Source organism: Dyadobacter sp. (genome assembly GCF_039919315.1).
Classification (GTDB): Bacteria; Bacteroidota; Bacteroidia; order Cytophagales; family Spirosomataceae; genus Dyadobacter.
The window spans coordinates 200,000-225,234 of the sequence record NZ_JBDSFX010000075.1; the positions used below are offsets into that span (position 1 = coordinate 200,000).

At 45.0% G+C, this 25,235-nt stretch carries 25 protein-coding genes; 11 read left to right on the forward strand and 14 right to left on the reverse strand.

Annotated elements, in window-relative coordinates:
* Positions 1-4: 4 nt before the first annotated feature.
* Positions 5-1,447: a SusD/RagB family nutrient-binding outer membrane lipoprotein gene (locus tag ABIO93_RS21220; RefSeq protein ID WP_348071356.1), complete on the forward strand. Its 1,443-nt coding sequence runs from the start codon at positions 5-7 to the stop codon at positions 1,445-1,447.
* Positions 1,448-1,588: 141 nt separating this feature from the next.
* On the forward strand, positions 1,589-1,840 hold the full coding sequence (locus ABIO93_RS21225; protein ID WP_348071358.1) for a hypothetical protein: 252 nt from the start codon (positions 1,589-1,591) through the stop codon (positions 1,838-1,840).
* Positions 1,841-1,984: 144 nt separating this feature from the next.
* On the opposite strand, the gene ABIO93_RS21230 is transcribed toward ABIO93_RS21225, so the two are convergent.
* From ABIO93_RS21230 to ABIO93_RS21245, 4 genes are all read right to left on the reverse strand, one after another.
* Complete coding sequence (locus ABIO93_RS21230; RefSeq protein ID WP_348071360.1) at positions 1,985-2,515, reverse strand: hypothetical protein; 531 nt, start codon at positions 2,513-2,515, stop codon at positions 1,985-1,987.
* An 87-nt stretch (positions 2,516-2,602) separates the two neighbouring features.
* Entirely contained in the window at positions 2,603-3,463 is an 861-nt protein-coding gene (locus ABIO93_RS21235; RefSeq protein ID WP_348071362.1) for a chromate resistance protein ChrB domain-containing protein, read from the reverse strand.
* A 4-nt stretch (positions 3,464-3,467) separates the two neighbouring features.
* The gene (locus tag ABIO93_RS21240; protein WP_348071364.1) at positions 3,468-4,418 is read right to left on the reverse strand and encodes an EamA family transporter; all 951 of its coding nucleotides are present in this window, start codon (positions 4,416-4,418) and stop codon (positions 3,468-3,470) included.
* Positions 4,419-4,424: 6 nt separating this feature from the next.
* On the reverse strand, positions 4,425-4,901 hold the full coding sequence (locus ABIO93_RS21245; RefSeq protein WP_348071366.1) for an Lrp/AsnC family transcriptional regulator: 477 nt from the start codon (positions 4,899-4,901) through the stop codon (positions 4,425-4,427).
* 213 nt (positions 4,902-5,114) lie between these two features.
* Between ABIO93_RS21245 and ABIO93_RS21250 the strand changes: the two genes are divergently transcribed.
* A complete protein-coding gene (locus tag ABIO93_RS21250) occupies positions 5,115-6,224 on the forward strand; it encodes a glycosyl hydrolase (protein ID WP_348071368.1) in 1,110 nt (369 codons plus the stop codon).
* A gap of 9 nt (positions 6,225-6,233) precedes the next feature.
* Here the strand turns inward: ABIO93_RS21250 and ABIO93_RS21255 are convergent, their stop codons facing one another.
* Positions 6,234-6,683, reverse strand: a complete 450-nt coding sequence (locus ABIO93_RS21255) for a transposase (protein WP_348071370.1) — start codon at positions 6,681-6,683, stop codon at positions 6,234-6,236.
* A 408-nt stretch (positions 6,684-7,091) separates the two neighbouring features.
* Here ABIO93_RS21255 and ABIO93_RS21260 point away from each other — a divergent pair, with 408 nt between their 5' ends.
* Positions 7,092-8,012 (forward strand): family 2A encapsulin nanocompartment shell protein, encoded by a 921-nt coding sequence (locus ABIO93_RS21260; RefSeq protein ID WP_348071372.1) that lies wholly within the window; start codon positions 7,092-7,094, stop codon positions 8,010-8,012.
* Complete coding sequence (locus ABIO93_RS21265) at positions 7,996-9,843, forward strand: family 2A encapsulin nanocompartment cargo protein cysteine desulfurase (RefSeq protein WP_348071374.1); 1,848 nt, start codon at positions 7,996-7,998, stop codon at positions 9,841-9,843. The genes ABIO93_RS21260 and ABIO93_RS21265 overlap by 17 nt, the downstream gene beginning before the upstream one ends.
* Positions 9,844-9,993: 150 nt before the next feature.
* On the opposite strand, the gene ABIO93_RS21270 is transcribed toward ABIO93_RS21265, so the two are convergent.
* On the reverse strand, positions 9,994-10,191 hold the full coding sequence (locus ABIO93_RS21270; RefSeq protein ID WP_348071376.1) for a hypothetical protein: 198 nt from the start codon (positions 10,189-10,191) through the stop codon (positions 9,994-9,996).
* Between ABIO93_RS21270 and ABIO93_RS21275 the strand changes: the two genes are divergently transcribed.
* The 3 genes from ABIO93_RS21275 to ABIO93_RS21285 are packed head-to-tail and all read left to right on the forward strand — an operon-like array spanning position 10,190 to position 13,962.
* Positions 10,190-12,148: a UbiA family prenyltransferase gene (locus ABIO93_RS21275; protein ID WP_348071378.1), complete on the forward strand. Its 1,959-nt coding sequence runs from the start codon at positions 10,190-10,192 to the stop codon at positions 12,146-12,148. The genes ABIO93_RS21270 and ABIO93_RS21275 overlap by 2 nt on opposite strands.
* A complete protein-coding gene (locus tag ABIO93_RS21280; RefSeq protein ID WP_348071380.1) occupies positions 12,141-12,836 on the forward strand; it encodes a methyltransferase domain-containing protein in 696 nt (231 codons plus the stop codon). The genes ABIO93_RS21275 and ABIO93_RS21280 overlap by 8 nt, the downstream gene beginning before the upstream one ends.
* Positions 12,826-13,962, forward strand: coding sequence for an NAD(P)/FAD-dependent oxidoreductase (locus tag ABIO93_RS21285; RefSeq protein ID WP_348071382.1), 1,137 nt, complete (start codon positions 12,826-12,828; stop codon positions 13,960-13,962). Before ABIO93_RS21280 ends, ABIO93_RS21285 begins: the two co-directional genes overlap by 11 nt.
* On the opposite strand, the gene ABIO93_RS21290 is transcribed toward ABIO93_RS21285, so the two are convergent.
* The 6 genes from ABIO93_RS21290 to ABIO93_RS21315 form a co-directional block, all read right to left on the reverse strand.
* The gene (locus tag ABIO93_RS21290; RefSeq protein WP_348071384.1) at positions 13,930-14,661 is read right to left on the reverse strand and encodes a lycopene cyclase domain-containing protein; all 732 of its coding nucleotides are present in this window, start codon (positions 14,659-14,661) and stop codon (positions 13,930-13,932) included. The two genes, ABIO93_RS21285 and ABIO93_RS21290, sit on opposite strands and share 33 nt — an antisense overlap.
* Positions 14,658-15,131, reverse strand: coding sequence for a beta-carotene hydroxylase (locus ABIO93_RS21295; RefSeq protein WP_348071386.1), 474 nt, complete (start codon positions 15,129-15,131; stop codon positions 14,658-14,660). Before ABIO93_RS21295 ends, ABIO93_RS21290 begins: the two co-directional genes overlap by 4 nt.
* A gap of 38 nt (positions 15,132-15,169) precedes the next feature.
* Positions 15,170-15,691: an isopentenyl-diphosphate Delta-isomerase gene (gene idi / locus ABIO93_RS21300; RefSeq protein WP_348071388.1), complete on the reverse strand. Its 522-nt coding sequence runs from the start codon at positions 15,689-15,691 to the stop codon at positions 15,170-15,172.
* 70 nt (positions 15,692-15,761) lie between these two features.
* Complete coding sequence (locus ABIO93_RS21305; RefSeq protein WP_348071390.1) at positions 15,762-16,598, reverse strand: squalene/phytoene synthase family protein; 837 nt, start codon at positions 16,596-16,598, stop codon at positions 15,762-15,764.
* 3 nt (positions 16,599-16,601) lie between these two features.
* Complete coding sequence (crtI, locus tag ABIO93_RS21310) at positions 16,602-18,107, reverse strand: phytoene desaturase family protein (protein ID WP_348071392.1); 1,506 nt, start codon at positions 18,105-18,107, stop codon at positions 16,602-16,604.
* A complete protein-coding gene (locus tag ABIO93_RS21315) occupies positions 18,097-18,993 on the reverse strand; it encodes a MerR family transcriptional regulator (protein ID WP_348071394.1) in 897 nt (298 codons plus the stop codon). Before ABIO93_RS21315 ends, crtI begins: the two co-directional genes overlap by 11 nt.
* A gap of 130 nt (positions 18,994-19,123) precedes the next feature.
* Between ABIO93_RS21315 and ABIO93_RS21320 the strand changes: the two genes are divergently transcribed.
* Positions 19,124-19,942, forward strand: coding sequence for a helix-turn-helix domain-containing protein (locus ABIO93_RS21320; protein ID WP_348071396.1), 819 nt, complete (start codon positions 19,124-19,126; stop codon positions 19,940-19,942).
* Between the two features lie 384 nt (positions 19,943-20,326).
* Positions 20,327-22,420 carry a choice-of-anchor A family protein gene (locus tag ABIO93_RS21325; RefSeq protein ID WP_348071398.1) on the forward strand — a complete coding sequence of 698 codons (2,094 nt, stop codon included), beginning with the start codon at positions 20,327-20,329 and terminating at the stop codon, positions 22,418-22,420.
* Positions 22,421-22,491: 71 nt separating this feature from the next.
* Here ABIO93_RS21325 and ABIO93_RS21330 read toward each other — a convergent pair whose 3' ends face one another.
* Together ABIO93_RS21330 and ABIO93_RS21335 are read right to left on the reverse strand one after the other, a co-directional pair.
* Positions 22,492-23,658 carry a glycosyltransferase gene (locus ABIO93_RS21330; protein ID WP_348071400.1) on the reverse strand — a complete coding sequence of 389 codons (1,167 nt, stop codon included), beginning with the start codon at positions 23,656-23,658 and terminating at the stop codon, positions 22,492-22,494.
* Positions 23,640-24,641 (reverse strand): lysylphosphatidylglycerol synthase domain-containing protein, encoded by a 1,002-nt coding sequence (locus ABIO93_RS21335; RefSeq protein ID WP_348071402.1) that lies wholly within the window; start codon positions 24,639-24,641, stop codon positions 23,640-23,642. Before ABIO93_RS21335 ends, ABIO93_RS21330 begins: the two co-directional genes overlap by 19 nt.
* A 7-nt stretch (positions 24,642-24,648) precedes the next feature.
* Here ABIO93_RS21335 and ruvC point away from each other — a divergent pair, with 7 nt between their 5' ends.
* Complete coding sequence (gene ruvC, locus ABIO93_RS21340) at positions 24,649-25,233, forward strand: crossover junction endodeoxyribonuclease RuvC (RefSeq protein ID WP_348071404.1); 585 nt, start codon at positions 24,649-24,651, stop codon at positions 25,231-25,233.
* Positions 25,234-25,235 lie beyond the last annotated feature (2 nt).

Sequence of the window (25,235 nt, forward strand, 5' to 3'; positions counted from 1 at the left end):
ACTCATGATCAAACATATAGGAATAAAAGGAATAATACTTGCTTCAACGGCGGTGTTGCTGGCAGGATGTGGGGATAGTCTTGAAAAAGTAAATGAAAACCCAAATGAAGCGATTGTCGCGCAGCCGGAATATTTGTTGGCCAACTCCATCAAATCCAATGCAGACCTGATCCTCGGGTCGGATGCTTCCATGGAAACTACCACATTGTTTGTACAACATTGGGCCAAGATCCAGTATACGGACGTGGACAAGTATACGGTTAGTATTTCCAATGTTCAGAACGTATGGACGAACCTGTATTCGCAGGGATTGACTGACTTTTCAACGATCATTAAAATCGGAGAAGAAACCGGGAATGTAAATTACCAGGCAGTAGGGCTTATCCTGAAATCATGGTCATTCCAATTGCTGACCGACTTGTATGGCGACATTCCATACACGCAGGCTGTCAAAATCAACGAAACGCTGACTCCAAAATATGACGCGCAAAAAGATGTGTACCTCGGTCTGTTAAGCGATCTTAAAAGAGCTTCGGAATTGATCAATACAGGCGGAAGTCCGATCAGCGGCGACCTGGTATACAATGGTAATCTGACAAAATGGAAGAAATTCGCCAATTCCCTCCGTCTTAGGATTGCATTGCGCATAGCCGACAAAGATCCACAGACTGCCAAAACGGTTATTGCAGAATTAGCAGCCAACAAAAGTGCACTAATCGCTTCCAATGACGAGATTGCACAGCTGGTATACCTCAGCTCGCCAAACCAAAATCCGGTGTCACGCGACCGCGAAACGAGAGACGATTACCGTGTAAGTAAGTCGGTGATTGACAAATTGCAGGAATTGAAAGATCCGCGTCTGGCTATTTATGCCAACAAAACAGTTGATGCTACGCCAACCGGATACATTGGGGTGACGAATGGTTTGCCGGCTGACTCTGCCGCGAAATTGGGTTTCACAAAAACATCGAAATTGGGCGATTACTTCACTGCGCCTTCTTCACCATCTGTTTTCCTGGCCTATTCGGAAGTACTTTTCAACCTGGCGGAAGCTGCGCAACGTGGGTTTATTCCTGACAATGCGGCTGACCTGTATAAAGCGGCAGTTACTGCTTCTTTGCAACAATTTAAAGTGAGTGCAACGGACATCACCGCCTACCTTGCTCAACCAGCGGTCGCATATAGTGCAGCCAACTATAAAAAATCCATCGGAGACCAAAAATGGCTTGCCTTATTCAGCCAGGGACTGGAAGCGTATACAGAATGGAGGCGACTTGACTTTCCGCAGCTGAAACCAGCCTATGCCGGAGTATTGGGAGGGAAATTTCCTCTGAGACTAACATACCCGACAGGCGAGCAAGCATTGAATGGTGCCAATTACAAAGCGGCAGTAGCCAGCCAGGGCGAAGACCGACTCACTACAAAATTATGGTTTGATGCCTTTTAATTGACAATAGAAAAGACTTTCCAGGTCTAGGCGACCCCGTCTGGGCGACCCCGTCTAGGCGACCCCGTTTTCAAAACCTGGAAAGTCTATCTAATATCATCGATAACAGATTAAAAATTAGCCAGATAAAATATCATCAACATGAGCAATACCTTTTTTCTCCGCATTATTTACCGCAATGCGGTCAGCCTTCATAAGATCACATCCATCGTCGAATCAGTAAAAGGGGCGAAGATCAAGCATCTGAAATTTATCAGTAAAGGCCGGAGTTTTGTCGGCGTGATCGCCTTTGAGGCCTCACAATTGATTGATTTTGAACATATCCTTCATCTGATTCGCAGAAACAGGGATATTACTGAGGTTCAGGAAATAACGGACGCATCGTTTTGTTGATGCTACCTGATTTTGGTGTCATCCCTAACGGGATTTGATGATAGGTTCATACGTTCTCTGCTACCGAGGTTACGTCGCTACGCGACTTCCCGAACGAAAAAATGCCGTCAGGCATGTAACATTGGCAGCGACATCACGTAACATTCAAAATGTAATACCAAATTGAAATCCAATCGTCACATTGGCCGGATGACCATTTCCAAATCTGAATGGTACAGGGACAGCGACGAAATAGCCGCTATTCTTATTTTTCTTCACAATTTTATTTAAAACCGGCGTGAAACCGTAGCGCCCGGAAGTTTCGAATGCGGCCCTGCCTGCGAAGGTAAGCCCAGGTGCTAGCGTCACGAGTACGCCCGGGTGAAAGAGGAAGTTTGCCATTTTGCTGGTACCATTTTCGGCTCTTATTAATGGAACAAATTCGGCGGAGAAACCGATTTTTGCGCTTTTCCAGATGTTGATCCCGGTTGGTAACCCTACCACATAGTAGCTATCAAAATTGGTTGTTGTGCCTTCCTCACTGAACGTAACAATGGGGTGCAAAATCCCGACATAGCCTGCAATTCGTGGATATACGGGTGCTGGTGTGGGCGTTTGGGCAATGACGTTTTGAAATGTTCCTGCAATGATAAAGAATGTCAAAAGCCGGAAAGGGATGCTTGTAAAAAGAGACATGGATTTTTGAATTGGTAATGAGTGAAAACAGATTTTCGCCCGTCACAGCAATACTAAAAAGTCCGTAGCCCGTAAAATAGAATGAATTTAACGTTTTGGATTTCCTTTACCTTTTTGCAAAGATTTCCTGTATTCAGAGGGAGTTTTTCCGGTATTCAGTTTAAAAACCCGGTTAAAATGGCTTTGATCCGAGAAACCGGTGAGGTAGGCTATCTCAGACAATGTATCGTCGGAAGATTCCAGCAACTGTATAGCCTTTTCGATCCGGAGCTTTCGAATGTATTCTCCAAAAGACAGATTATCGAAGTACCGGGAAAACTCGCGCGAAAGGTAGGCAGGGTTCACATCCAGCTCCTCGGATGCTACTTTCAGGTTAAGATTAAGGTTGGTATCAATGTGATCCTGAATCAAATGTTTCAGTTCGGTAGCCCACGCCGGGGCCTTTTTCTTGCCGTCCTTATTCTTAATGTAGGTTTTATAGATTTGCAATAGCAAATGCTCGGTCGGGCTGGTCGTGTGCTTTTCACTTTTCAAATGTGCTGCCCAGCTGTACAGTGCGTCGTAAATGAGCATTCCTTTTTCCAGTAACTCCTGGTCATCCTGAATGTTATGGGAAAGCCCCGCCGAGATTGCCCATAGGCCAGAAGATTGCACGGCAAGTACGTGATCATCCGTATCGGCACCGCGAACGATGGGTGCCATAACAGCCAATGCAGGATCTTTCAGCTCGTATTTTTTGATAAAATAATCAAAGGTACATTGGTCATCATAATGCGTGAATTCGACATTAGGGATGTCAAATGGCGTGGCTGATAATGCTCCCGCCATCTCAATGACCTTTGATTCAGGCACATATATGATCTCTGCGGCGGGATCAATAAACCTGCGGATAAGCCAGGGACAGGCAATCCTGTCGATTTTAGGCCGGTCTCTGGTTATCCATTTCATAAAATCAGGTAAGGCTTGGTGTCAGTGACTTGGGTTTTCTGTATTTATGAAGATTGATCAGCAATACACTCGCCAAGATGACGATCAGGCCTGAAATTTGCAATGGCGTAATGGATTCTTTGGCGAAAAATACACCTAAAATAACCGCTACAACCGGGTTTACGTATGCATAGGTACTCACTTTCGTAGCGGGCTGTACTTTCAACAACCATACATAGGCGCTAAATCCGGCGATCGATCCGAAAACAATCAGGTAACCTGCTGCAAGCCAAGCATCTGAGGGTACGCTGGCAATGTCAAACTTCGATATTTCACCCGAAAGTATACTCCCCGGAATAAATGCGATACCCGCTGCCAGCATCTGCCAGGTAGAATTCACAGTCGCGGATTGCGAAACGGAATTGTATTTAGAATATAAGGAACCACCCGCCCAGGCCATTGAGCCGATTACGACCAAACCCATGGCGAATAAGTCGCGGGTACTGTTCAGAGAGGACATGGAAACCATTATTTTTTCACTGAATAACAGAACCACGCCTGCAAAACCGATCAGTAAACCCACGATCGTAGATTTGTTCGACAAGTTTTCAGACCATTTCGGCTTATCTAACAATACAAACCATAGTGGCGACATGGATACCATAATGGCCACCATGGCACTTGGAAGGAACTGTTCTACCCATATTACCACACCATTACCCACTAATAAAAGCAGTAATCCGGTGATAATGGCGGGTTTCATCGCTTTCCAGGAAAAAACTTCTTCGCCTTGCAGCACGCTCCATCCCAGCATTAGTAGACCGGCTACGACAAAACGGAATGCGCCCAGGATAAATGGCGGAAAACCTGCCAGCGCGCGTTGAATAAAGAAATAAGTGGAACCCCATACAATGTAAACCGTGGCGAACGCGAGGACAACCAACAGGGTGGAAGGAGCTTTACTTTCTGTTTGCATGATCGTTTATTTTTCAGGTATGACTAATTGTTGTTCTTCTTTCACGGTTTCCAGCACGATCGTGGTTCGGGTGGATAGTATGTTAGGTATTTTGCTGAAAGAGTTGCGCATCAGGCTCATTAAGGAGGCCGAATCCGCCGTCCGCACTTTGACGAGGTAGCAATCCTCGCCGGCAATGTGATGTACTTCCTGTACTTCCGGGATCTTCGCCAGTTCTTTCGCGGTATTGTTGCTGCCCATTCCTTCCGAAGACTTCATCGAAATAAATGCGAGTAATGTTTGGTGCACAGCCGCCGGGTTCAGGCGGGTAGTGTATTGCAGGATCACATTCTTCTGTTCCAGCTTTTTAACCCTTTCTAACACTGCCGACGGGGCCATCTCCAATTCACGTGCGAGGTCAGCATTACTGATCCTTGCGTTTTCCTGCATTAGCCTGAGTATGCTGAGGTCTATCTTGTCGAGGGTAATTTCATTTCCGTTCATAATTCTGTAATGTTATTGTTAATCAGAATGAAATTCATATTTAGTGCATTGAAAATGTATAATCTTCACAAAATACGTTCAAAAGCACTAAAAGGTTCTGCCATTTAAAGTTTTTTTCTAAATTTTTTTTGAACAGATTTTCAACAGTGCGGACTTTACTCTTGAGTGGCAAATATTTCCGCATTCAACGCACTTAACGATTCCTTGATTTCTATGAAAAAATATACAAACTGCCTGGTGGTCTTGTTGTTATCATGCCAGGTTTCAATGGGTCAGATCGATAAAAAAGCGACACGGGAGACGCAGGCACTCTATAAAAATCTGATGAAACTGAGCGAGAACTACATTGTGTTCGGTCACCAGCATGCTACCGAATACGGGCACGGCTGGTCTGGCGATGAGGAGCGTTCCGACGTGAAGTCTGTAACCGGCTCACATCCCGGGGTGATCGGCATTGATTTCAGTGGCTTATCCGGTAGGCCGACGGATGCTATTGTCAGAACAGCTGAGGCATTGCGCAAAAATGTGGTGGATACGTACAATCGTGGTGGTATTACGACCGCCGCCTGGCATTTCTCTAATCCTGCGTCTGGGGGAGGGTTTTACTGGAAAGATTCTGTTTCTGTCGCATCAATGGCGTTGATTAAGCCCGGGGGATCACATCATGAAAACTATAAGGCGATATTGAAAACCGTTGCTGGTTTTGCCAATTCAGTAAAAGCTAATGATGGTACACTTGCACCGATCATCTTTCGTCCGTTTCATGAGTTCGATGGCGACTGGTTTTGGTGGGGAAAGGGACACACTTCGCGGGAGGACTTCATTTCGGTTTGGCGGTTTACGGTATCCTACCTCCGGGACAGCCTGAATGTGCATAATTTTATCTACGCCTTTTCACCGGACAATAAATTCACTTCCGAAGCTGAGTTTTTGGAGCGGTACCCAGGCAATGAGTGGGTGGACATGGTGGGAATGGACAATTACGGCGATTTTGGCAGGGACGGTAAGTACAATTTGGAAGCCGGATTGAAGAAATTGAAAATTGTTTCCGACTATGCCGGAAAGGCCGGTAAGCTTGCTGCATTTACCGAAACCGGTCTGGAAACCATTCCAAACCCAACCTGGTGGACGGAAACGCTTTTGAAAACATTGAAAGCACAGAAAATGTCACTGGCTTATGTGTTGGTTTGGCGGAACGATACCAAAAGTCCCACGCACTTTTACGCGCCGTTTCCCGGCCAGGTCAGTGCCCAGGACTTCGTGAAGTTCTACAATGATCCTTATACGCTGTTTGAAAAAGATTTGAAAGATATTTATAAATAAATCAATTTATTAACTGTGCGAAGCCTCTTCCGGTGCCCCATGCGTCACCGAATAATAGCCGAATAATTCGACCATATCGATCAGGATGGCGTTCTGATCATTGGAATTGAGGTACACTTTTACTTTCCTGATAAAGTCATATAACGGTTCATAGTATTTGTGGCCGGTCTGCACCTGAAATTCGTGGATTGTGAATGCATTGCCTTTTTTGAGGATCATATATACTGCGATGAAGAAGTAGGAGATTGGCAACTTGCTACCTTCTAGCACGGTTCCGCTTTGCAATGTCGTGCGGAACCGGCATTGTTTACATTGAAACTGCTGCTTGGGTGAAAGCCAGTAATGTTGCGTGCCACCGCATTTTTTACAAGTCACGCCCTTGCGTAACCTGAATTCTTTAAAAGCCTCAATGGCTACCTTCTCATTTTTATACAGATCAATCAAATTGCTCGCTTGCATGGTGTGTAGGTGATATTATGATTTTCAAAACTAATAAAATTTCATTTATAAAATATTAAGTCTATCGAATTTGTATAGATTATTTTAGTGGTAAACTACGCAATCCTTAAATCCATTAATTCTATTAAAACGATAGAAGAATGCACCGAATTTAAATTTGCTGAGCGCATATTTTGCGTAATAAAATTTCAATAGTAGTGCTTATAAACAACTGATTTCAGTGATTCGTTTTGTCTTTTTCGGAAAGGAGCGATTGAGTAGCGGAAACGGAGTGGTAGGCATCAGGTTTCCCTGATTTTGCGATAATTAGTTGACGTATGTTTGTGATCGGTATGGCTGCCGACACATCAGTAAATGGATTGATGTGTTTTGCAGAAAACGTTTCTCATTCATAATCAAAGTAAAAGAATGGCTAAGTCAAATCAAAATCAAACAGCATTGGGAGATGTTTCTGCCAGGCAATTAGCGATTGCTACGCGAACGGTTCCGCAATTTGAAGCGATAACCCCGCGCTGGCTGACGCACTTGCTAAACTGGATTCCTGTGGAATCTGGCGTATACCGGCTTAACAAAGTCAAAGACGGCAGTACCGCGGAAGTGGATTGCTCCGGCCGTGACGAACGCGAGCTGCCGCATACATTCATTGATTACGTAGAGAATCCGAGAGAATATAATCTGACGGCCGTTAATACGGTCCTGGATGTGCATACCCGGGTTTCAGACTTGTACAGCAAGCCCTACAATCAGATCAGCGAGCAGTTAAGACTGACCATTGAGAGCATTAAAGAACGTCAGGAAAGCGAACTGATCAATAACCAGGAATACGGATTAATTGCCAGCATTGCAGACAAGCAGAAGATTTCCACCCGTCTTGGCCCACCTACACCGGACGATCTGGACGAGCTTTTGTCGAAAGTTTGGAAAGAACCAGGTTTCTTTTTGCTTCATCCGAAAGCGATCGCCGCATTTGGAAGAGAATGTACCCGCAAAGGAGTGCCGCCACCGACAATCTCATTATTCGGATCACAATTCATCACATGGCGCGGTATACCATTGATCCCTTCGGATAAATTGCCGATCGAAAATGGCAAGACCAAAATATTGTTGCTGCGCACCGGCGAAAGTCGTCAGGGCGTAGTAGGCCTTTACCAGCCAGGATTGCCCGGTGAGCAGTCACCCGGATTGTCTGTACGGTTCATGGGGATCAATGACAAAGCCATTGCCTCTTATCTTGTTTCGTTGTACTGTTCTTTGGCCGTGCTGGTGGATGATGCAATAGCAGTACTTGAAAACGTAGAAATCGGCAATTACCATGAGTATAAATATTGATCAGATACCGGGAGGGCAGTCAGCCGGGTTACCGGACATTCATTCATTGGAACAGTTGGCCAATGAAATGTTCAAGGCACTGCCCGGGGAAATGCCGTCGCCGGTTTTCTCCCCGCATTTAGAAGACCACCCGCGCATGCAGAAAATGCTGGAAATGGCTCAGAATCAGTTTCCAAAGACTGCGGCGCGTCCGGAAAATTTTGATATAGACAGCCCGCAAACAAGCCTTCCGGATCCTCATTTTACGGATGGTAAGGTGCCTCCATCGGCCGCAGGCGTTGGCATTTCACCAGGAAATAATGAATCCAGGGCACCTCAGGGCAATGCATTTCTGCCGTATCAGTTTGAATCGCATGATCTGAGCCAGGTATTTAGCGGGATAAGCAGTTCTAACCCTGCGCCGCAATTGCCTTTTCAAAGTATTCAGCCTTCCGCGGGTTCGTATTATTTTTTAGGAGAAAGTTTCTCTGACAGGCAGCATATTCCGAGGCTTACTAACATTGTACCAAAGTCATTTTCTCCTTTTTCGGGGCAAAATATACATTCGGGCGACCAGCGAAATCAGTTAGGAGAGCTTGTGCATCCGCCGTTTGGTGCCATTCCTTTTGATGTCAATAAAATCAGGAACGACTTTCCTGTTTTTAAGGAAAGGGTGAATGGCAAACCTTTGATATGGCTGGACAATGCTGCTACTACGCAAAAGCCACAACAGGTTATTGACCGGATCAGCTACTTTTATGAGCACGAAAACTCCAACATTCACCGCGCCGCCCACGAACTGGCAGCCCGTGCTACGGATGCGTATGAAGGTGCAAGAGAGAAAGTAAGGGCATTCGTGAATGCCAGGTCTGTGAATGAGATTGTTTTTGTGCGTGGTACTACCGAAGCGATCAATCTGGTTGCCAAGACCTGGGGAGATCAAAATCTGTCGGCAGGGGATGAAATCATCGTCAGCCACCTGGAACACCACGCTAATATCGTTCCGTGGAAACAGTTGGCTGATAAAAAAGGGTTGACGCTCCGTGTGATACCAGTGGATGATGACGGGCAAATACTGCTCGATGAGTATGCTAAATTATTGAATTCCAAAACCCGACTGGTTTCATTTACACAGGTATCCAATGCACTTGGAACAGTAACTCCCGCCAGGCAGATCATTGAAATGGCGCACGCAGCCGGAGCAAAAGTACTTTTGGACGGTGCACAGTCAGTTTCTCACCTTCGCACGGATGTGACCGGGCTGAATTGTGACTGGTTTGTATTTTCAGGACATAAAGTTTTCGGTCCAACGGGCATTGGGGCCTTGTACGGAAAGGAGGACTTGCTGAACGAAACACAACCATGGCAGGGCGGGGGGAATATGATCGTCGATGTGACCTTTGAACATATAAAATACCATCTCGCACCTTCGCGGTTTGAGGCAGGTACCGGTAACATTGCCGACGCAGTAGGACTTGGCGCAGCATTGGATTATGTGAATAAGATCGGTATCGACCTGATCCATCAATATGAACATTTCCTGCTCGTGTATGCGACTAACCTCATGCAGGACATTCCTGGTTTGCGACTGATCGGTACTGCCGCTGAGAAAGCGTCTGTTCTGTCTTTCGTTTTTGAAGGCTATAAAACAGAAGAAGTAGGGGCAGCGCTCAATCAGGAAGGAATCGCGGTACGGTCAGGACACCATTGTGCACAGCCCATTCTCCGCAGATTCGGTCTGGAAACGACGGTAAGGCCATCGCTGGCATTTTACAATACCTGCGCCGAAGTCGACGTTTTAGTCAACACATTGTATAAGCTGCGAGCGGCGAAAAGCCTGCGGAAGAGCTGAAATCCTGATTGCATGGCTGGATAATCTCACCCAGTTTTTGTTTCCAAGCAATCATTTACCCAAGGAATCATCCTACGAAGGTATTCTCAAAAAGAACCAGATAGAAAAGGCATCCGACGGTGGAGGACAATGTGATCATCTACGCCCGTACTACCCATTCTGGGCGGCGATACCGTGATAGGACAAAACAGTGTGATTGGCGGAAGGGTATCTCTTACCAAAAAGTGTCGCACCCAATTCCCAGGTTTTCAATACCAACCAACTTCGGATCACTTCCAAACCGGTTGATGTCACAAATGACGAATTGTGACCTATAATTTGAATGGTTTTATGCTTAAATTGGGCCATGCTCATTGATGGCAATACAATCAAACTTCTGAGGATACCATTCTCATTTTTCCTGCTGCCGCTGTTTTTGTTTGCTTATAGTCAGGCAGAAATGGTGATGCATCATCAGGCCTTATTTTCCTTTTTAATCATTCATTTATTGGTCTATCCGGCTAGTAATGGCTACAACAGCTACATTGACCGGGACGAAGAAAGTATTGGTGGACTCGAAAAACCTCCGGCCCCGACCATTCAACTCTTTTATCTCACACTTTTTCTCGACGCTGCCGCAACCCTTTTGGCATTGCTTTTCGTAAATACATTGTTCGCGGGTTGTCTGATACTATACATTGCAGCTTCGAGGGCATACAGTTCACGGCAGATCAGACTGAAAAAATATCCTGTTATCGGTTTTTTAACAGTCGTTATTTTCCAGGGAGCATTTACCTATTATATGTCGATCGCAGGTATCTCCGGAAAATCGTTGGTGCTCAGTCAGGAGAACATATATGTATTGCTGGGATGCTCTTTTCAGATCGCCGGAGCATATCCGCTTACGCAGGTGTACCAGCACCGGCAGGACCTGAAAGACGGTATCACGACATTAAGTTATAAACTCGGATATATCGGGACTTTCGTGTTCACGGCATTGATGTTTGCGCTCTGCAATGTGTTTTATTATTTGTATTTTACATCCAGAGACCTTGGAATGATTTTTTACATAATCCAGGTGTTCTTTGTGCCGATTGTCGTTTATTTTGGCTACTGGTTTTATCTGGTCAAAAAAGACATCGGCCAGGCTAATTTCCGGAACACCATGCGCATGAACTGGATTGCCGCCATCTGCATGAACAGTTGTTTCATAGTACTTATTATCATTAACAGAAACCCTTTGAGTTACCTAGCAGCTATTGAGACAGCAGTTCCCGCCTACGCTTATTCTCAGGAAAGCCTTACCGCATTTTACCTGAAATCAACGGATGACTTAACGCATAAAAGAAAGATCAGGATCGTAGCGGGGAAAACCGGGATCGAAACGAGGTATTCCGTCATTGCCGATTTCGATAAGGAACCGGAAGAGTATGAGTTCTTTAACAAAACGGCGACCCTTCTCCCGGAACCCAGTCTGACACAGCGCATGCAACTCTATCAGCAGCACGCTACCAGGCTTTCCAAAAAAGCCATTGAAAAAATGAAGGGTTTTGAAGATTTAAAAAAAGACATCACCCACCTGATCACGGTTACGTGTACCGGTCTGTCTGCGCCGGGCCTGGATATAGAACTCATGCGCGAGCTTGATTTGAATCCAAGAATCCAGCGCAGTTCAGTCAATTTTATGGGTTGTAATGCTGCTATTATCGCATTGAAAAACGCCGACGCGATTTGCAGAAGTGAGCCGGACGCCAAAGTCCTCATTGTTTGCACCGAGCTTTGCACCATTCATTTTCAAAAACAATATAGCGACGACTACCTGCTTTCAAACCTGATTTTTGGCGACGGGGCCGCGTCTGTGCTCGTTACTTCCGAGCCTGTGGGGGATTATTTGCACCAGGTAAAGATTGATAGTTTTAATTCGATGATCCTGCACAATGGTTACTCCGATATGGCGTGGCGGTTGTCGGAGACTGGCTTTATCATGAACCTGTCGTCCTATGTACCCGATTTGATCCGGAAAAATATCAAGCCAATGTTACAATCTGTTGGTTTAAAATCAGATGAGTACAAACATTGGGCGGTACATCCGGGTGGAAAACGGATAGTGGACGACTTTGCGGCGGCTCTGGAACTGGATAAATGCTTTTTGGCACCGACCTACAATGTTCTGAAAAACTATGGTAATATGTCTTCGCCGACTGTGCTTTTTGTTTTGAAAGAAGTTTTGGAAAAGGCAAAACCTGAAAACCAGGGGAACAAGTTATTTGCAGCGGCTTTTGGCCCAGGATTAAGCATTGAAACGATGCAAATGCAATATGTTTAGCTTTCGGAGCAACGAAAAGGAACTGCTGGACCAGGAAGAAATTCCGCCGGCTGACCTTTACCGGAACCTAAAAGAGCTGGATTTTATCAATCATTGGCTGGGCGGCTACAACATTTCATTCGCCGCATTAAAAAAGGTTTTTCAAAAAAATAGATCCTATGTCCTGGTTGACATTGGTTGCGGGGGCGGCGATACATTGAAACGCATTAGCAACTGGAACAAATCGGCAGGGTTTGATCTGAAACTTTATGGTGTCGATATCAAGCCGGTCTGCATTGAATATGCTGGGAAAAACCTTGCAAATGAACCTGTGACGTTGATTTGCGATGACTACCGGAATGTATTTGACCATTTGCCACAGGCCGATATCATTCACGCCTGCCTTTTTTGCCATCATCTTAACGAACAGCAACTGACTGACCTGGTGCGCTTTGCATTGGATCATCATGCTATTCTCGTCATCAATGATCTGGAACGCAATCCGCTTGCTTACTACTCGATCAAATGGCTGACCCGCCTCTTTTCTAAATCGTATCTTGTCAAAAACGACGCGCCATTGTCTGTTTTACGTGGGTTCAAAAGGTTGGAATGGCTGAATATCATGCAGAAGGCTGGTGCTGAACAGTACTCGGTACGTAATAAGTGGGCATTTAGACACGAGGTAATTGTATACGGAAATGCAAGCTAGAACCTATGAATGCGCCATTATTGGAGGTGGTTTGGCTGGATTGTGCCTTGCTATTCAGCTGGCCGATCAAGGTATTTCCACGGTTTTATTTGAAAAAAATCAATATCCTTTTCATAAAGTTTGCGGTGAGTACATTTCTATGGAAAGCCATCGCTTTCTGGGAAGTCTGGGGTTACCTTTTGAAGATCTCAATCTTCCTGTCATCAATCAGTTGGGCATTAGCAGTGAAAAAGGTTTTATGCTGAATGCTACGCTTCAAATGGGAGGGTTTGGAATCAGCAGGTTTAGTCTGGATAATTATTTGTCGCAAATCGCTGTTGATAAAGGAGTTACTATCCTTCAAAGCTGCCGCGTGAATGGTGTTAATACTACTGAAAAGGGAACCTACGACATTGAAACCAACCACGGACATTATGCGGCGGAAATCGTCTGCGGCAGTTATGGTAAATACACACCACAGTTTATCGGTCAGAATGATTTGGATACGCCTAAATCGTCTGGTTCCGGCAATTTTATTGGTGTGAAATACCATATCAAAACTGATTTGCCTGCCAATCGCATTGAATTACACAATTTCAAAGATGGCTATTGCGGCGTTTCCAAAGTAGATGGTGACCGATATTGCCTATGCTACCTGACCACCGCCAAAAACCTGACTAAAAATGGGAAGGATATCAACACCATGGAAGCCAATGTGCTTTTCAAGAATCCCTTTCTTGCGAAATACTTCACCCAATCGGAATTTGTTGATGCCAATCCATTGGTGATTAGTAATGTACAGTTTAAAAAGAAATGTACTGAAACGAATGGCATATTCCTGCTAGGCGATGCGGCCGGTTCTATCACGCCGCTTTGCGGAAACGGAATGAGTATGGGAATGCGCGCTTCAAAACTGCTCGCAAACGAACTGGTCCCATACTTTGGTAAAAAACAAAGCAAGCAACGGGCAGCGGAGAATTACCATCGCACCTGGAATGAAGCTTTCAACACCAGGATTACGGCAGGCTACTACCTTCAAAATCTGTTTGGCAAGAGGAACACAACGGATCTGGCGCTGAAATTTTTAAGCAAAACGCCCGAACTAATGAGCAAATTAATCGGGCTTACCCACGGCGATAGTTTCTAGGCTTGATTTTGGACCAGGGAATTTTTCAAGAAAAAATTCGAATAAAAAAGTGTTCAGCAGCAGCATCAGCATTCCATAAAAAATGTCTTCAAAAGGAATGGTAAGTAGCCTGATTCCGATGTTTTCTGCATTGTTATACCAAACAATGGGTTCGTCCAAGCCGGTACCCGTCAAGATCCCATTGACTATGAAAAAGGGTAGGAGCAAGAACATGTGCGAGAAATAGAACAAACTCAGCCACTTTGCCTTCACAACCAATTTTAAAAACAACAGAAAAATAAGGAGCCCTAGTGCTGTGTAAAACGTGTAGTAGCGATCGTAGCAGGTGATGGCGAGGAGAATACAGCAGGCAACAAAGAACCACGTTATAAATCGCTCTGATCTAAGCGCGTAAGCTGTTCCATAGTAAATCCGGAAGCAGTAATAGGTGAATAAACAAGCGTAGGGAATGCAGATGAAGAACAGGATTTCTTCCACTGGCAAGTGAAACAAATACAAACCGGTAAGGTACTTCGGAGTGAATCCCCAAACGCCCATTTGAGTAAAGGCACTGTCCCAGATTACAAACGGAATGGTGGAGAGCAGGATCGCAGGCCACAACAGGTACCATTTTTTGTAAAGCGCGATCTTGGGGTGGAAAGAAAACAGCAATGGAACTGAAATGGCCGCGAGATCAACGATCAGGTAGAGATAATTCATTTGGCCATTGAATTTTTGGCTTCCCGGAAATATTTAAGAGGTACCCACAACATTCCAAAACATTCTCCCTGGTACTTGCCCAAATGCTTGTGATGCATTTTGTGAGCGCGCCGGATCGCCTTTAAATAAGCGGAATCGGTATTGCGGAACATTTTGAACCGCTGATGAATGAATACATCATGGACTAAAAAGTAGGTAAAGCCATAAATCGTGATGCCCAATCCGATCCAGAAAAGATAGTTGAACCCCTGATTGATCCCCAAAAGCAAACCGAGAATCCCCGGAGTTGCAAAAATCACAAAGAAGTAGTCGTTTTTTTCAAAAAAATCGCCGTCGTCACGCTGATGGTGGTCATGATGAAGAAACCATAACAGACCGTGCATGAGGTACTTGTGTGCGAGCCAGGCTACACACTCCATTCCAACAAAAGCGGCCAGGACAATCAATGTATTGCTAATCCAGGGAGTCATAGAATGGTAGAGTCGTTGTTTTTAAATGATAAGATTGTTTACGAACGCAGCTTGATTTTGTCTTCCACTTCGGCCAGACAAATTTTGAACCATTCAGTATATTGGTCAGGGTGAGCGATCATACCAGCCTTGATATCCTGAATTTTCATGTACCGGAAATTGCTCACTTCGGCGGTATTAATATCCGGCCTCGCATCGGAAATGCCCCAGAAAACATGGTCCAGCTCATTTTCAGTTAAGCCATTTTCAAGATTGACATGGTATTGAAAACTGAAAAGAAACCGAAGATCGGCATGAATGCCCATTTCTTCCTGCAAACGCCTCACCGCGCCATGGTGAGCCGACTCGTCGGGTAGGGGATGGCTGCAACAGGTGTTGGACCAAAGACCTTCGGAGTGATACTTGCCGAATGCTCTTTGCTGTAACAACATTTCGCCTTTTGAATTAAAAATAAAAACAGAAAAAGCTCTGTGCAACACGCCTTTCTGATGCGCTTCCAGCTTGGGCATCAGGCCAATCTCGACATCATGCTCATTCACCAGCACTACTTGATCGTTCATATAATAAGGATTTGGGTTTAATCGCTAACAGCTCAAAAATGGCATTGGTAACTAGTACAACAAAAAAACGTCATAAAAGGTCAAACTGATGCCTTAGTAGTGAGCGAAACATTAAGCCAACTTTATTATAGTCTGGTATTCTGATTCTCGCATTCATTACTTTATCCGGAGGTGTCTCCTTAATTCGCAGATATAATTTTTTGTAATAATAATAAGCCAAGTAAACTCCGCGGCGCGCTCCTGCAGGCAGGCCCTTGATCCCAATCAGTGCCAGTTTGAAATCCTCCTCGATCTCATTTTGTATAATTTCCTTATCCGCCTTGGAAAAAAGATTGAAATTAACGCCAGGAAAATAAGTTCTGCCAAGATCCTGATAGTCAGCTTTCAAATCACGGAGAAAATTGACTTTCTGGAATGCGGAGCCTAGTTTCATGGCATAAGGTTTCAGCTCATCATACATTGCATGATCACCTTCTGTAAAAACCCGCAGGCACATCAAACCTACCACTTCCGCTGAGCCCAGCACATACTCGTTGTACGAATCCGGCGTATGTTCCTTTTGGTCCAGGTCCATTTCCATACTTTTCAGAAAAGTATCGATCAGGCTCCATTCAATGCTGTAAGCATGCACCACATGCTGGAAACTATTTAATATGGGATTAATGCTGATCCCGTCGGCAATCGCGTCTACGGTATCATTGCGCAGCTTTTTGATCAGATAATCCTTATCGTAATCATGGAAGCTGTCTACGATTTCATCAGCCAGTCTGACAAACCCATAAATGCCGTAAATCGGTTGATGAAATGCGGGTTTCAGAAAGTAGATTCCCAGTGAAAAGGAGGTACTGTAAAGTTGTGTGGTTTTTTTGCTGCAATTGGCAGATAAATGGTCGAAAAGTGCTTTCATGATTTATCTTTTTAGAAATTTAAGTACTTCATTGGCCGCAATTCTTCCCGAAATAATAGACGGCGGTACACCCGGGCCTGGTACGGTCAGTTGACCGGCGTAAAATAGATTACCCACCTTCTTACTTTTCAGTTTCGGTTTAAAAATGGCTGTTTGCATGAGCGTGTTGGCCAGCCCGTAAGCATTACCCTTGTAGGCATTGTAATCCACGATAAAATCAGAAACCGAGTAGCTTTTTTTGTAAGCTACATGGTCCCTGATGTTGGTCTTCGTAAATTTTTCTAGTCTGTTGATGAGTGTATTATAATATTTTTCTCTTATTTCTTCCGGATCATCCAAGTCAATGGCAATCGGCATGAGAATGAACAAATTTTCGCTTCCCTCGGGTGCTACCGAAGGGTCAGTTTTGGATGGACAGCAAACGTAAAACAGTGGTTTGGCTGGCCATTTTTTGGTTTTGTATATCTCAGTGGCATGTTGCTCAAAACCTTCATCAAAAAACAGGTTATGATGACGCAGGCCGTCTATTTTTTTATTGATGCCTAAATAAAAAATCAAACAGGACGGTGCAAACGTCCGGCTTTCCCAGTACGACTCAGGGTAGGAGCGGTAGGCAGGTTCCAAAAGTGACGATTCAATGTGCTGGTAATCAGCGCTACCTACCACGGCGTCAACCTTGGTGACCCGACCGGCCGAGTGTACACGACTAATATACCCGCTCTCGATCTCCAGCCTGTCGACATTTTGGGACGTGATAAAATTGACCCCCGCTTTTTCAGCAATGGTACGGAATGCATCCGCTACTTTGCCAAAACCGCCCATCGGATAAAACGTACCCTGTTTGAGTCCTGAAAAATTCATCAGACTATATAATGCAGGAGTATCCTTTGGCATCGCACCCAGAAAAAGCACGGGAAATTCGATGAGTGCCAACAACCGCGGATCTTTGAAATACCGCCTGACGTGTTTGCTGAAAGACGTGAATAGTTGAAGGCGCAAAGCATCTCTGAAAAGCTTGAAATCGAAAAATTCGGTTACAGAATGACCTGGCTTATAAACCATATCCTGCATTCCGACCAGGTATTTGAACTCACCCTCCGCGATGAACTTTCGTAACCGGGATGCACTGCCTATCTCAATTTGTTCGAAAAGTTCGCATACTTTCTCAAAATCGGCAGGAATATCCATTACCTCATCTGCTCCGAAAATCACCGCAAAACCCGGGTCCAGCTGTTTCAGATCGTAGAAATCAGCTGTTGTTTTTCCGAAAAGATCATAAAAACTATCGTAAACATCTGGCATCCAGTACCAGCTGGGTCCCATATCGAACACAAAGCCAGCCTCGCTGAATGTTCTCGCCCTACCACCGGTATGCGCGTTTTTTTCAAGGACAGTAACCTGTTGACCATTCAATGCCAGCACGGCGGATGCGGCCATACCGGCGAAGCCGGAGCCTATTACCGTGATATGGCTGCTTTTGTTCAATATGCCGGGGGCTTTATTCTGCATGGTCTGGGTTAAGAATTTCAATCAGATCATCAATGCTGGCAATCTGGGTAACTTGTTTTCCGGCGGCTGGTTTCGTTTGGTCAAATGGACCCGAAATGCACATCCGCATATTTTTAAAATCCGAAGTAAGCTTACTAATTAATGCATCTATCTGATCCTCAAATTGATTTCTGACAAAAAACGAATATATATGTGTGGGTTGGCTATGTTTCACCACCATCGCCAGGTCGTTGTAAGGTACCCGCGCGCCCAAATAAATAACTTCTTTGCCTTGCTGACGGATCAGGTAACTGGCAAAAAGCAGCCCTATCTCATGGTCCTCTTCTTCATTCAAAAAGAGCACCCATTTCTGATCGGAGCTTGTTGGTAGCGGCAGGTTATCAATGGCTGAAAAAAGCTTCTGGCGTATCAGATTAGAAAGGAAATGTTCTTGCGAGGGTAGCAGGTCATCCTTAACCCACATCAAGCCTGTGCGAACCAGGAGCGGGTAAAGGGTTTTTTCATAGGTTTTTATTAATCCCATTCTTTTTACCGATCCGGCAAAAAGTTCATCAAATAACTGAACATTGAAAGTGGTAATGGCGATCAGCATTTGATTAATGATCGCCTCCACATGTAAATCACTTTGAAATGAGCTGGTAATGATCTTTTCAATTTCGTCCGCGATCTGCGACTTGTCCAGCTTGCTGATCTTTGAAATTTTCATCCCGTTATTCAGCAATGTACACACATTCAGCAGCTTCTTAACGTGGTCATCATTATAGTGCCTGATGTTGGTGTCAGTCCTTTCCGGCGTCAGAAGTCCATAGCGCTGCTCCCATATCCGGATGGTATGCGCCTTCATGTTACTGATTCGTTCCAGGTCGCGGATGGAGTAGGTTGACATATTTTGTTTAACTTTTTTCAAAATTACTTAAACAAAATTATTTTATCTATTATTTATAGGAAAATTAAAATTTGCTGCTACTTTTGATATTTAAAATATCTTATGTTTGATTTTTAAAATATCAACAGTTATGGGATCTCAGGTAATTTTTTGGTCGGTTAATATTAAATTCCTTCGTTTACGTCAGCGGCTGAGCCAGGAGGCGCTCGCGGAGAAGCTGGGAATCAGCAGGGTGAAGCTTAATGCCCATGAAAGCGGCAGAACTGCCAATCCCACCATTGACGATCTCATCAACTTCTCTGAATTTTTCAGAATGAGCATTGACAGTATCCTTAAAATGGATCTTTCGAAACTTTCTGATCAGAAGATCCGTGATCTCGAAGAAGGCAGTGAAGTGTTTATGAAGGGCGACCAGATCAGGGTTCTGGCCATTACCGTTGATAAGGACGAAAAGGAGAATATTGAGTATGTACCCGTGCATGCCAAGGCGGGTTATCGGTCGGGATACAGTGATCCTGAGTTTTTGGCGACATTACCGCGCTTTAATCTGCCAACAGTTCCCAAAAATGGCACCTTCCGGATGTTTCCAACCATTGGAGATTCCATGCTTCCCGTACCCGAGGGCAGTGACATTATCACCCGTTACGTACAGGACTGGACATCGCTGAAAGCTGAAACCCCCTGTATTGTAATCCTGAGAGGCGATCAGGATTTTGTATTTAAGCAGGTGACCATTAATAAGGATGGAACAATGATCCTGCAATCATTTAACAAGCAATATTTTGCCTATACCGTGCCCGTTTCTGAGGTGATCGAGCTTTGGGAATATTATAGCTTCCACAGCAAGGAACTGCCCGAACCGCAGACGGACATGCAGCAACTAATGCGCATGTTGGCAGAAATGCAGAATGAAATCAAGGAAATTAAAAAGAAGTCAAGCTCCAAATAATTGGACACTATGGAAATGGGGTTGCCGGGAATTTTACAATTTATTGAATTTCTAATGCTCACTTGTTTGGTATTGTTAAAATACCATTAAAACATCACTAAGAACATTTTTTGTAGACTATTAAAAAGTATTCTAAATTAATTAGCCATTTTTGGCTGTTTTTAGTAGAAGTAGTGGCAGATGTATGTAGTGAATGAATCGTACTGTATCGCTACTTAGTTTTTAAATGCTTACGTACTATATTGATAAAGTGCAATTTTTGTAATTTCTACACCCCTGGAATCCCCCTGCTAACCCCAAACTTCCCCGGACTGGTCACAAAAAAAATTACTAATTTTTAACGCGCTCTAATTTTGTTGAGTAAATAAAAAGACTCGACTTATAATGTTCGCCAAACCTCTATCACTTATAGTGCTAAGCGCTTTCACCCTGACGATCGGACAGGCCACTGCGCAAAGCCCCACTTCAACGTCTCTGGGATTCAATATATTCGTTCAGGGAGATGTTACGCTTAATTCCAATGAGACGGAAGGCCCCATTGCTATTGGAGGTAATCTGATCTCAAACCAACACCAGATCAGTTTTAATAAAGATCACGGTGTATTTTTCGTACAAGGCGCTTCAATTGGTCTTGCCGTTCGCGGTGGGGTGAGGCTCAATAGCGGAAGCTTGCAGGTGAATGGTACCAACTACGTGAAGATCGGGCAATGTGCCTCGGACGGATCGGTGACCACAAACCTTAAAACCTGGTTTAAGGATAATAACAACGCAACTACCAATATCCGCATCACCGCTGATAACGGCTCGGGTTACGATCAGACTCCAAACATTCATATTAATTCACATCCCAATGCCTGGGGAAGCCCTGACGTGAGCGATAGCTACAATCCTGTTTGTGAGAATGTGTTTGGTACCGGTGACGCCAGCAAAATCGATATCGACGGAGCGTTCATTAGCATGATGAAGCGTTCTAACCAATTGAGAGATATGGCTGACAACCTGGCAATCCTTGATCAGAATGGTAACCCAATTCCAGGCGCATTGATGGGGCCGTATCTGGATCCGAATGCGATTGGAAACAATCCCAAGATCAGGGTTAACCCTAATGCAATCAATGTGCTGACGGTTTCTGCCGCTGTATGGAATAAAATTGGTAATACTAACATTGAGGGCATTCCTTCGGGACCTTCACTGGGCACCAAAACTTACACCGGTTCTTTCGGGCTTATCATCAATATCGTTGACTTCCCTACTTTCTGCGCCAATAATGGTGGTATTAGCACAATCAATTTCCCAAGTGTGGGCGGTCTTTCCGATCCGCAGGGTAGTTATGTGATCTACAACTTTCCCGACGCAACCAAGACGGTTACATTAGGAGGTGGTACCCCAATCCACGGCACTATTTTTACTCCAAAAGCAAACCTGATCAAACAAAATAACGGCAATATCAATGGTCAGATCATTGCGAAAAGCTACATTCACAATGGCGACGAAATTCACTTTTGGCCGTTCCTTCCATCCATTCCCGAGCCGGCTGAAAAAACGATCTCGGTAGTCGCGACGTCTAAATGTTTCAAAAACGCTCCATATCTTGACTACACCATTACGCCTACCAATTTCGACGCGACGGGCAAAACAGCCAAAATTGAATGGATCAATTCGGAAGGAAAAGTGATTCAGGAAGACAATGGCAAGGATTTGAAAGGAAGCATACTGTTTCCGGGTGCGGCATTGGATGGCGAAGGAAACGGAGTAGCATGGCCGGGCTGGGTTAAAAATGGTGGCAAGTGGGAAGAAGCGGATGATCGCAACGGCTCCCTCCGCATTTTGGGTGCAACGATCCGGGTTACCGTTGATCCATGGACGATTATCAGCATTACCTATCCGGAATCTGAGGGAACATGCTACACGAGCCCTCCTCCCGGATCTACGCTGCCGGTGACATTGGCGAGCTTTACGGCCAGCAATGAGAACTGCGATGTAAAATTGAAATGGGTGGTGACCGAAGCGACAGATTTCTCACACTTTGTGGTGCAACGCTCTACGGACGCCAGAACTTTCACATCAGTGAGCCGGATCAATTACAGTGCGAGCCAAAGTGAATATAGCTTTAAAGATGCTCCATATTCCTCTGAGTCCACTCCTTCGAAATATTACTACTATCGTTTGCAGCAGGTGGATACCAACGATTCTTTCGAATACAGCGCGATTCGTAGCGTGGAAGCGGGGCAATGTGACGCAAGACTTGCAGTGGATTTCTATCCCAACCCAACGCAGGATGTTGTCAATGTGAAAAGTTTCTCTCCTCTTAAAAAGTTTGAAATACTGACACTGGGCGGAAAAAGGGTGTACGAAATGTTGCCCGGCCAAAATCAAACAGAATTAAAAGTGAATGTCCAGGCTTTTGCTCAGGGTTTATATATCGTGAATGTGGTGAATGAGGAAGGTAAATATTCTTCCAAAATCCTGAAAAAGTGAGAGCCTGATCCTATATAGCGTTATGTGAAGCTTAAAGCTGTCGGATCGTTTTGCCGACAGTTTTTTTGTGTTTAAACGAGCTTTCTACCTTTCCAGATGTACTCGCTCCCCTGGGCAGCCATCCCGAAAAAGCAGACGTAAAACGGGTAGAAGAGCTGGGTAACCGGGATGTACCACATTGACCGGGGTTTTTGAAGAAATTTTAATATGGTACTCAGAAACAACCATTCAGGCAGACATTTAATCGCAACCAGCGTGAGAAAGTCACTAAAAGTGATGTTACCGGTGACCATTAACAAACCGGAGAGCAGTAATGAAAGGTTGCTCATAAAGATATAAACTGCCAAAATGAGCGGCGTGCGGCTCTGGTAATGCTTCCATTTACTCGCCCACCTTTTCCGCTGCCGGAAAAATCCCGCCCAGGTTTTATGCGCCGATGTACTGACTATGGCCTGTGGATTTTTCAGGAAATGAACGCCGCCGGGATACTTTGCCGCGATTTTATGCATTAGAAATTCATCGTCTCCGGAGGCAATGTGCCGAACCCCATCAAATCCGCCGACTGCGTGAAATGCTGCTTTCTCGTAAGTGAGGTTAGCGCCGTTACATAATGACGGGTGTCCGGCTGAAATGGCGCTTGCTCCGCTGCCTATAAGGCTGGCGAATTCGACAGTTTGCAAATGATCCGTAAGAGAAGTTTCTTCGGTAAAGGTGACCGGCGCACTGATCAGCCTGGCTCCGGTTGCTTTGTGGCAGGTAGCAATGGCTTGCAGCCAGCCCGGCTGCACGCGGCAGTCACCGTCGGTTGTCACGATCAGATTTCCCTTTGCGCCGCTAATGGCCGTTTCTATCGCCCTTTTCTTGGGTGAGCTGGTAGCAATGTCGGGCAATGATATCAACCGAATGGTACAAGCAGCATGTTGACTGAAATCCCTGACGATTTTGGCCGTGTTGTCCGTAGAGCCATCATCCATGACCAGTATCTCAAATTGGGAAAAGGAAAAAGACTGATGCGCCAGATCTTGCAGGAGTAAACCAATATTTTCCGCTTCATTGCGAACGGGAATAATTACGCTGATAAAATCAGGGGAATTAATTGCTGAATCGCGGAAGCTTTTTATTTTATTCCAAAAAAAAGTAAGCCACAAAGTGAATATGCCGTAACTCACGATAAAGCTTCCGATGACAGGAATTAGCCAGGAAAGCAGGTATTGTTCGATCATTTGTTCCGTTTCCATTTATATTTCCAGATCAGGAATATCCCGATCAGGATAGGGCCGAGCACGTTCACGATCCAGACCAGAAAGGTAGCAGCAATGACTTTTTCCGCAGGTAACCCGTAGGAAGCAAATACAAGTAAGGCCGTAAATTCCCTCAATCCCAGGTCGCCGAGCACATTGACGGCGGGAATCAAAGTCTTCGCGAGAAATATCAGCGAAACGCAGGATGCCAGTTCCAACGCCGGTACCGGAAAATCGAAGAGCGACAATGCGAGGACAAACTGAGTTAAAAATACAATGTAACGCAGTGCTCCATAAAAAGCGGATAAGCCCAATTCGTCGCCCGTGTAAGTCCCGATAATGCGTAGGTAGGAGTGAATTTTTTTTAATGTCGGGTTTTTGGGATGCCGTTCAGTGAGCTGTTTCCGGAATGCGACTGCCAGCACGCCGAGCAACAAAATAATGATTAGCAGAATGCTTAACATTTGCTTTGCAGCGGATGAAAGTGCCAGTTTTTCCTGCAAATGAAACCAACCCATGGCTCCGGCAACCACTGAAATGTAGAACTGAATTCCATTGGACACGATCGCCGCCCCGATTGCTTCCAGTCGCCGGTCCGACTTCAATGCTGCGACCCGGCCAATGGTGTCGCCGAGCTGCGCGGGGGCTGCGACTCCTACTGCGAGACCGGTTAAAGTGCCGCGAAAAGCATCCCAAAAACTGAGTATAGCCACTTTTTGAGCTAATTTCTGCCATTTTAAACTTTCCAGTGCCCAGTTTGCGGGAACCAGTATCAGCATGAATGCAATGACCGGGAAATGTTCAGCATTGAGAATGCTTCTAAAAACCTGACCGATGTCGGAAATGCCTTTTTGTTCATTTGTGAAAGTTCTGTAAATGTAGCTGAGGATCAAAAGCGTAACGATCAGCTTGCCCAGCCAGAGCAGGTTTCGCCTGTTTCTTTTTTCTTTTGGCGGGGAGAGTTCCTTATCTTGCACCATGATTAAAATGCAGCAAACCGAAGCTACCGAAAAGGTGATTATTGGAGTAGATCCCGGTACCCAGATCATGGGTTACGGCGTTATTTCGGTTAAAGGACAGCAAATTTCCCTGGTTCAGTATGGTGTGATTCATTTGAGCAAATATACTACGCACGAATTGAAGTTAAAGAAAATCTTTGAGCGCATTACCCAGCTGATCGAGGATTATCTGCCTGATGAAATGGCCATTGAAGACCCTTTTTATGGTAAAAACCCGCAATCCATGTTGAAACTAGGCAGGGCACAGGGCGTGGCAATGGCGGCTGCATTGGCCAGGAATATCCCCATAGTCGAGTATTCTCCCAAAAAAGTAAAGCAATCGGTGACCGGAAGCGGCAGCGCATCCAAAGAACAGGTTGCCTACATGCTTGAAAAAATCCTCAAAATGGAGCTGAGCAAAGAATTTATGGATGCTACCGATGGTATTGCCATCGCGATATGTCACCAGTACCACGCCAATTCTCCTGCTGCATTAGCCACCGGTTCTTCCAAAAAATCTAAAAAAGGGGGCTGGGGCGCTTTTGTGAGCGAAAACCCAACTCGCGTAAAATGAGG

Coding starts and splice junctions, on each gene's coding strand:
- ABIO93_RS21265 (WP_348071374.1), top strand. CDS start 7,996: ATGAGTATAAATATTGATCAGATACCGGGAGGGCAGTCAGCCGGGTTA.
- ABIO93_RS21295 (WP_348071386.1), bottom strand. CDS start 15,131: ATGACTCCCTGGATTAGCAATACATTGATTGTCCTGGCCGCTTTTGTT.
- ABIO93_RS21280 (WP_348071380.1), top strand. CDS start 12,141: ATGTTTAGCTTTCGGAGCAACGAAAAGGAACTGCTGGACCAGGAAGAA.
- ABIO93_RS21270 (WP_348071376.1), bottom strand. CDS start 10,191: ATGGCCCAATTTAAGCATAAAACCATTCAAATTATAGGTCACAATTCG.
- ABIO93_RS21330 (WP_348071400.1), bottom strand. CDS start 23,658: ATGGAAACGGAACAAATGATCGAACAATACCTGCTTTCCTGGCTAATT.
- ABIO93_RS21320 (WP_348071396.1), top strand. CDS start 19,124: ATGGGATCTCAGGTAATTTTTTGGTCGGTTAATATTAAATTCCTTCGT.
- ABIO93_RS21235 (WP_348071362.1), bottom strand. CDS start 3,463: ATGAAATGGATAACCAGAGACCGGCCTAAAATCGACAGGATTGCCTGT.
- ABIO93_RS21220 (WP_348071356.1), top strand. CDS start 5: ATGATCAAACATATAGGAATAAAAGGAATAATACTTGCTTCAACGGCG.
- ABIO93_RS21290 (WP_348071384.1), bottom strand. CDS start 14,661: ATGAATTATCTCTACCTGATCGTTGATCTCGCGGCCATTTCAGTTCCA.
- ABIO93_RS21250 (WP_348071368.1), top strand. CDS start 5,115: ATGAAAAAATATACAAACTGCCTGGTGGTCTTGTTGTTATCATGCCAG.
- ABIO93_RS21325 (WP_348071398.1), top strand. CDS start 20,327: ATGTTCGCCAAACCTCTATCACTTATAGTGCTAAGCGCTTTCACCCTG.
- crtI (WP_348071392.1), bottom strand. CDS start 18,107: ATGCAGAATAAAGCCCCCGGCATATTGAACAAAAGCAGCCATATCACG.
- idi (WP_348071388.1), bottom strand. CDS start 15,691: ATGAACGATCAAGTAGTGCTGGTGAATGAGCATGATGTCGAGATTGGC.
- ABIO93_RS21230 (WP_348071360.1), bottom strand. CDS start 2,515: ATGTCTCTTTTTACAAGCATCCCTTTCCGGCTTTTGACATTCTTTATC.
- ABIO93_RS21275 (WP_348071378.1), top strand. CDS start 10,190: ATGCTCATTGATGGCAATACAATCAAACTTCTGAGGATACCATTCTCA.
- ruvC (WP_348071404.1), top strand. CDS start 24,649: ATGCAGCAAACCGAAGCTACCGAAAAGGTGATTATTGGAGTAGATCCC.
- ABIO93_RS21260 (WP_348071372.1), top strand. CDS start 7,092: ATGGCTAAGTCAAATCAAAATCAAACAGCATTGGGAGATGTTTCTGCC.
- ABIO93_RS21285 (WP_348071382.1), top strand. CDS start 12,826: ATGCAAGCTAGAACCTATGAATGCGCCATTATTGGAGGTGGTTTGGCT.
- ABIO93_RS21315 (WP_348071394.1), bottom strand. CDS start 18,993: ATGTCAACCTACTCCATCCGCGACCTGGAACGAATCAGTAACATGAAG.
- ABIO93_RS21335 (WP_348071402.1), bottom strand. CDS start 24,641: ATGGTGCAAGATAAGGAACTCTCCCCGCCAAAAGAAAAAAGAAACAGG.
- ABIO93_RS21245 (WP_348071366.1), bottom strand. CDS start 4,901: ATGAACGGAAATGAAATTACCCTCGACAAGATAGACCTCAGCATACTC.
- ABIO93_RS21255 (WP_348071370.1), bottom strand. CDS start 6,683: ATGCAAGCGAGCAATTTGATTGATCTGTATAAAAATGAGAAGGTAGCC.
- ABIO93_RS21240 (WP_348071364.1), bottom strand. CDS start 4,418: ATGCAAACAGAAAGTAAAGCTCCTTCCACCCTGTTGGTTGTCCTCGCG.
- ABIO93_RS21225 (WP_348071358.1), top strand. CDS start 1,589: ATGAGCAATACCTTTTTTCTCCGCATTATTTACCGCAATGCGGTCAGC.
- ABIO93_RS21305 (WP_348071390.1), bottom strand. CDS start 16,598: ATGAAAGCACTTTTCGACCATTTATCTGCCAATTGCAGCAAAAAAACC.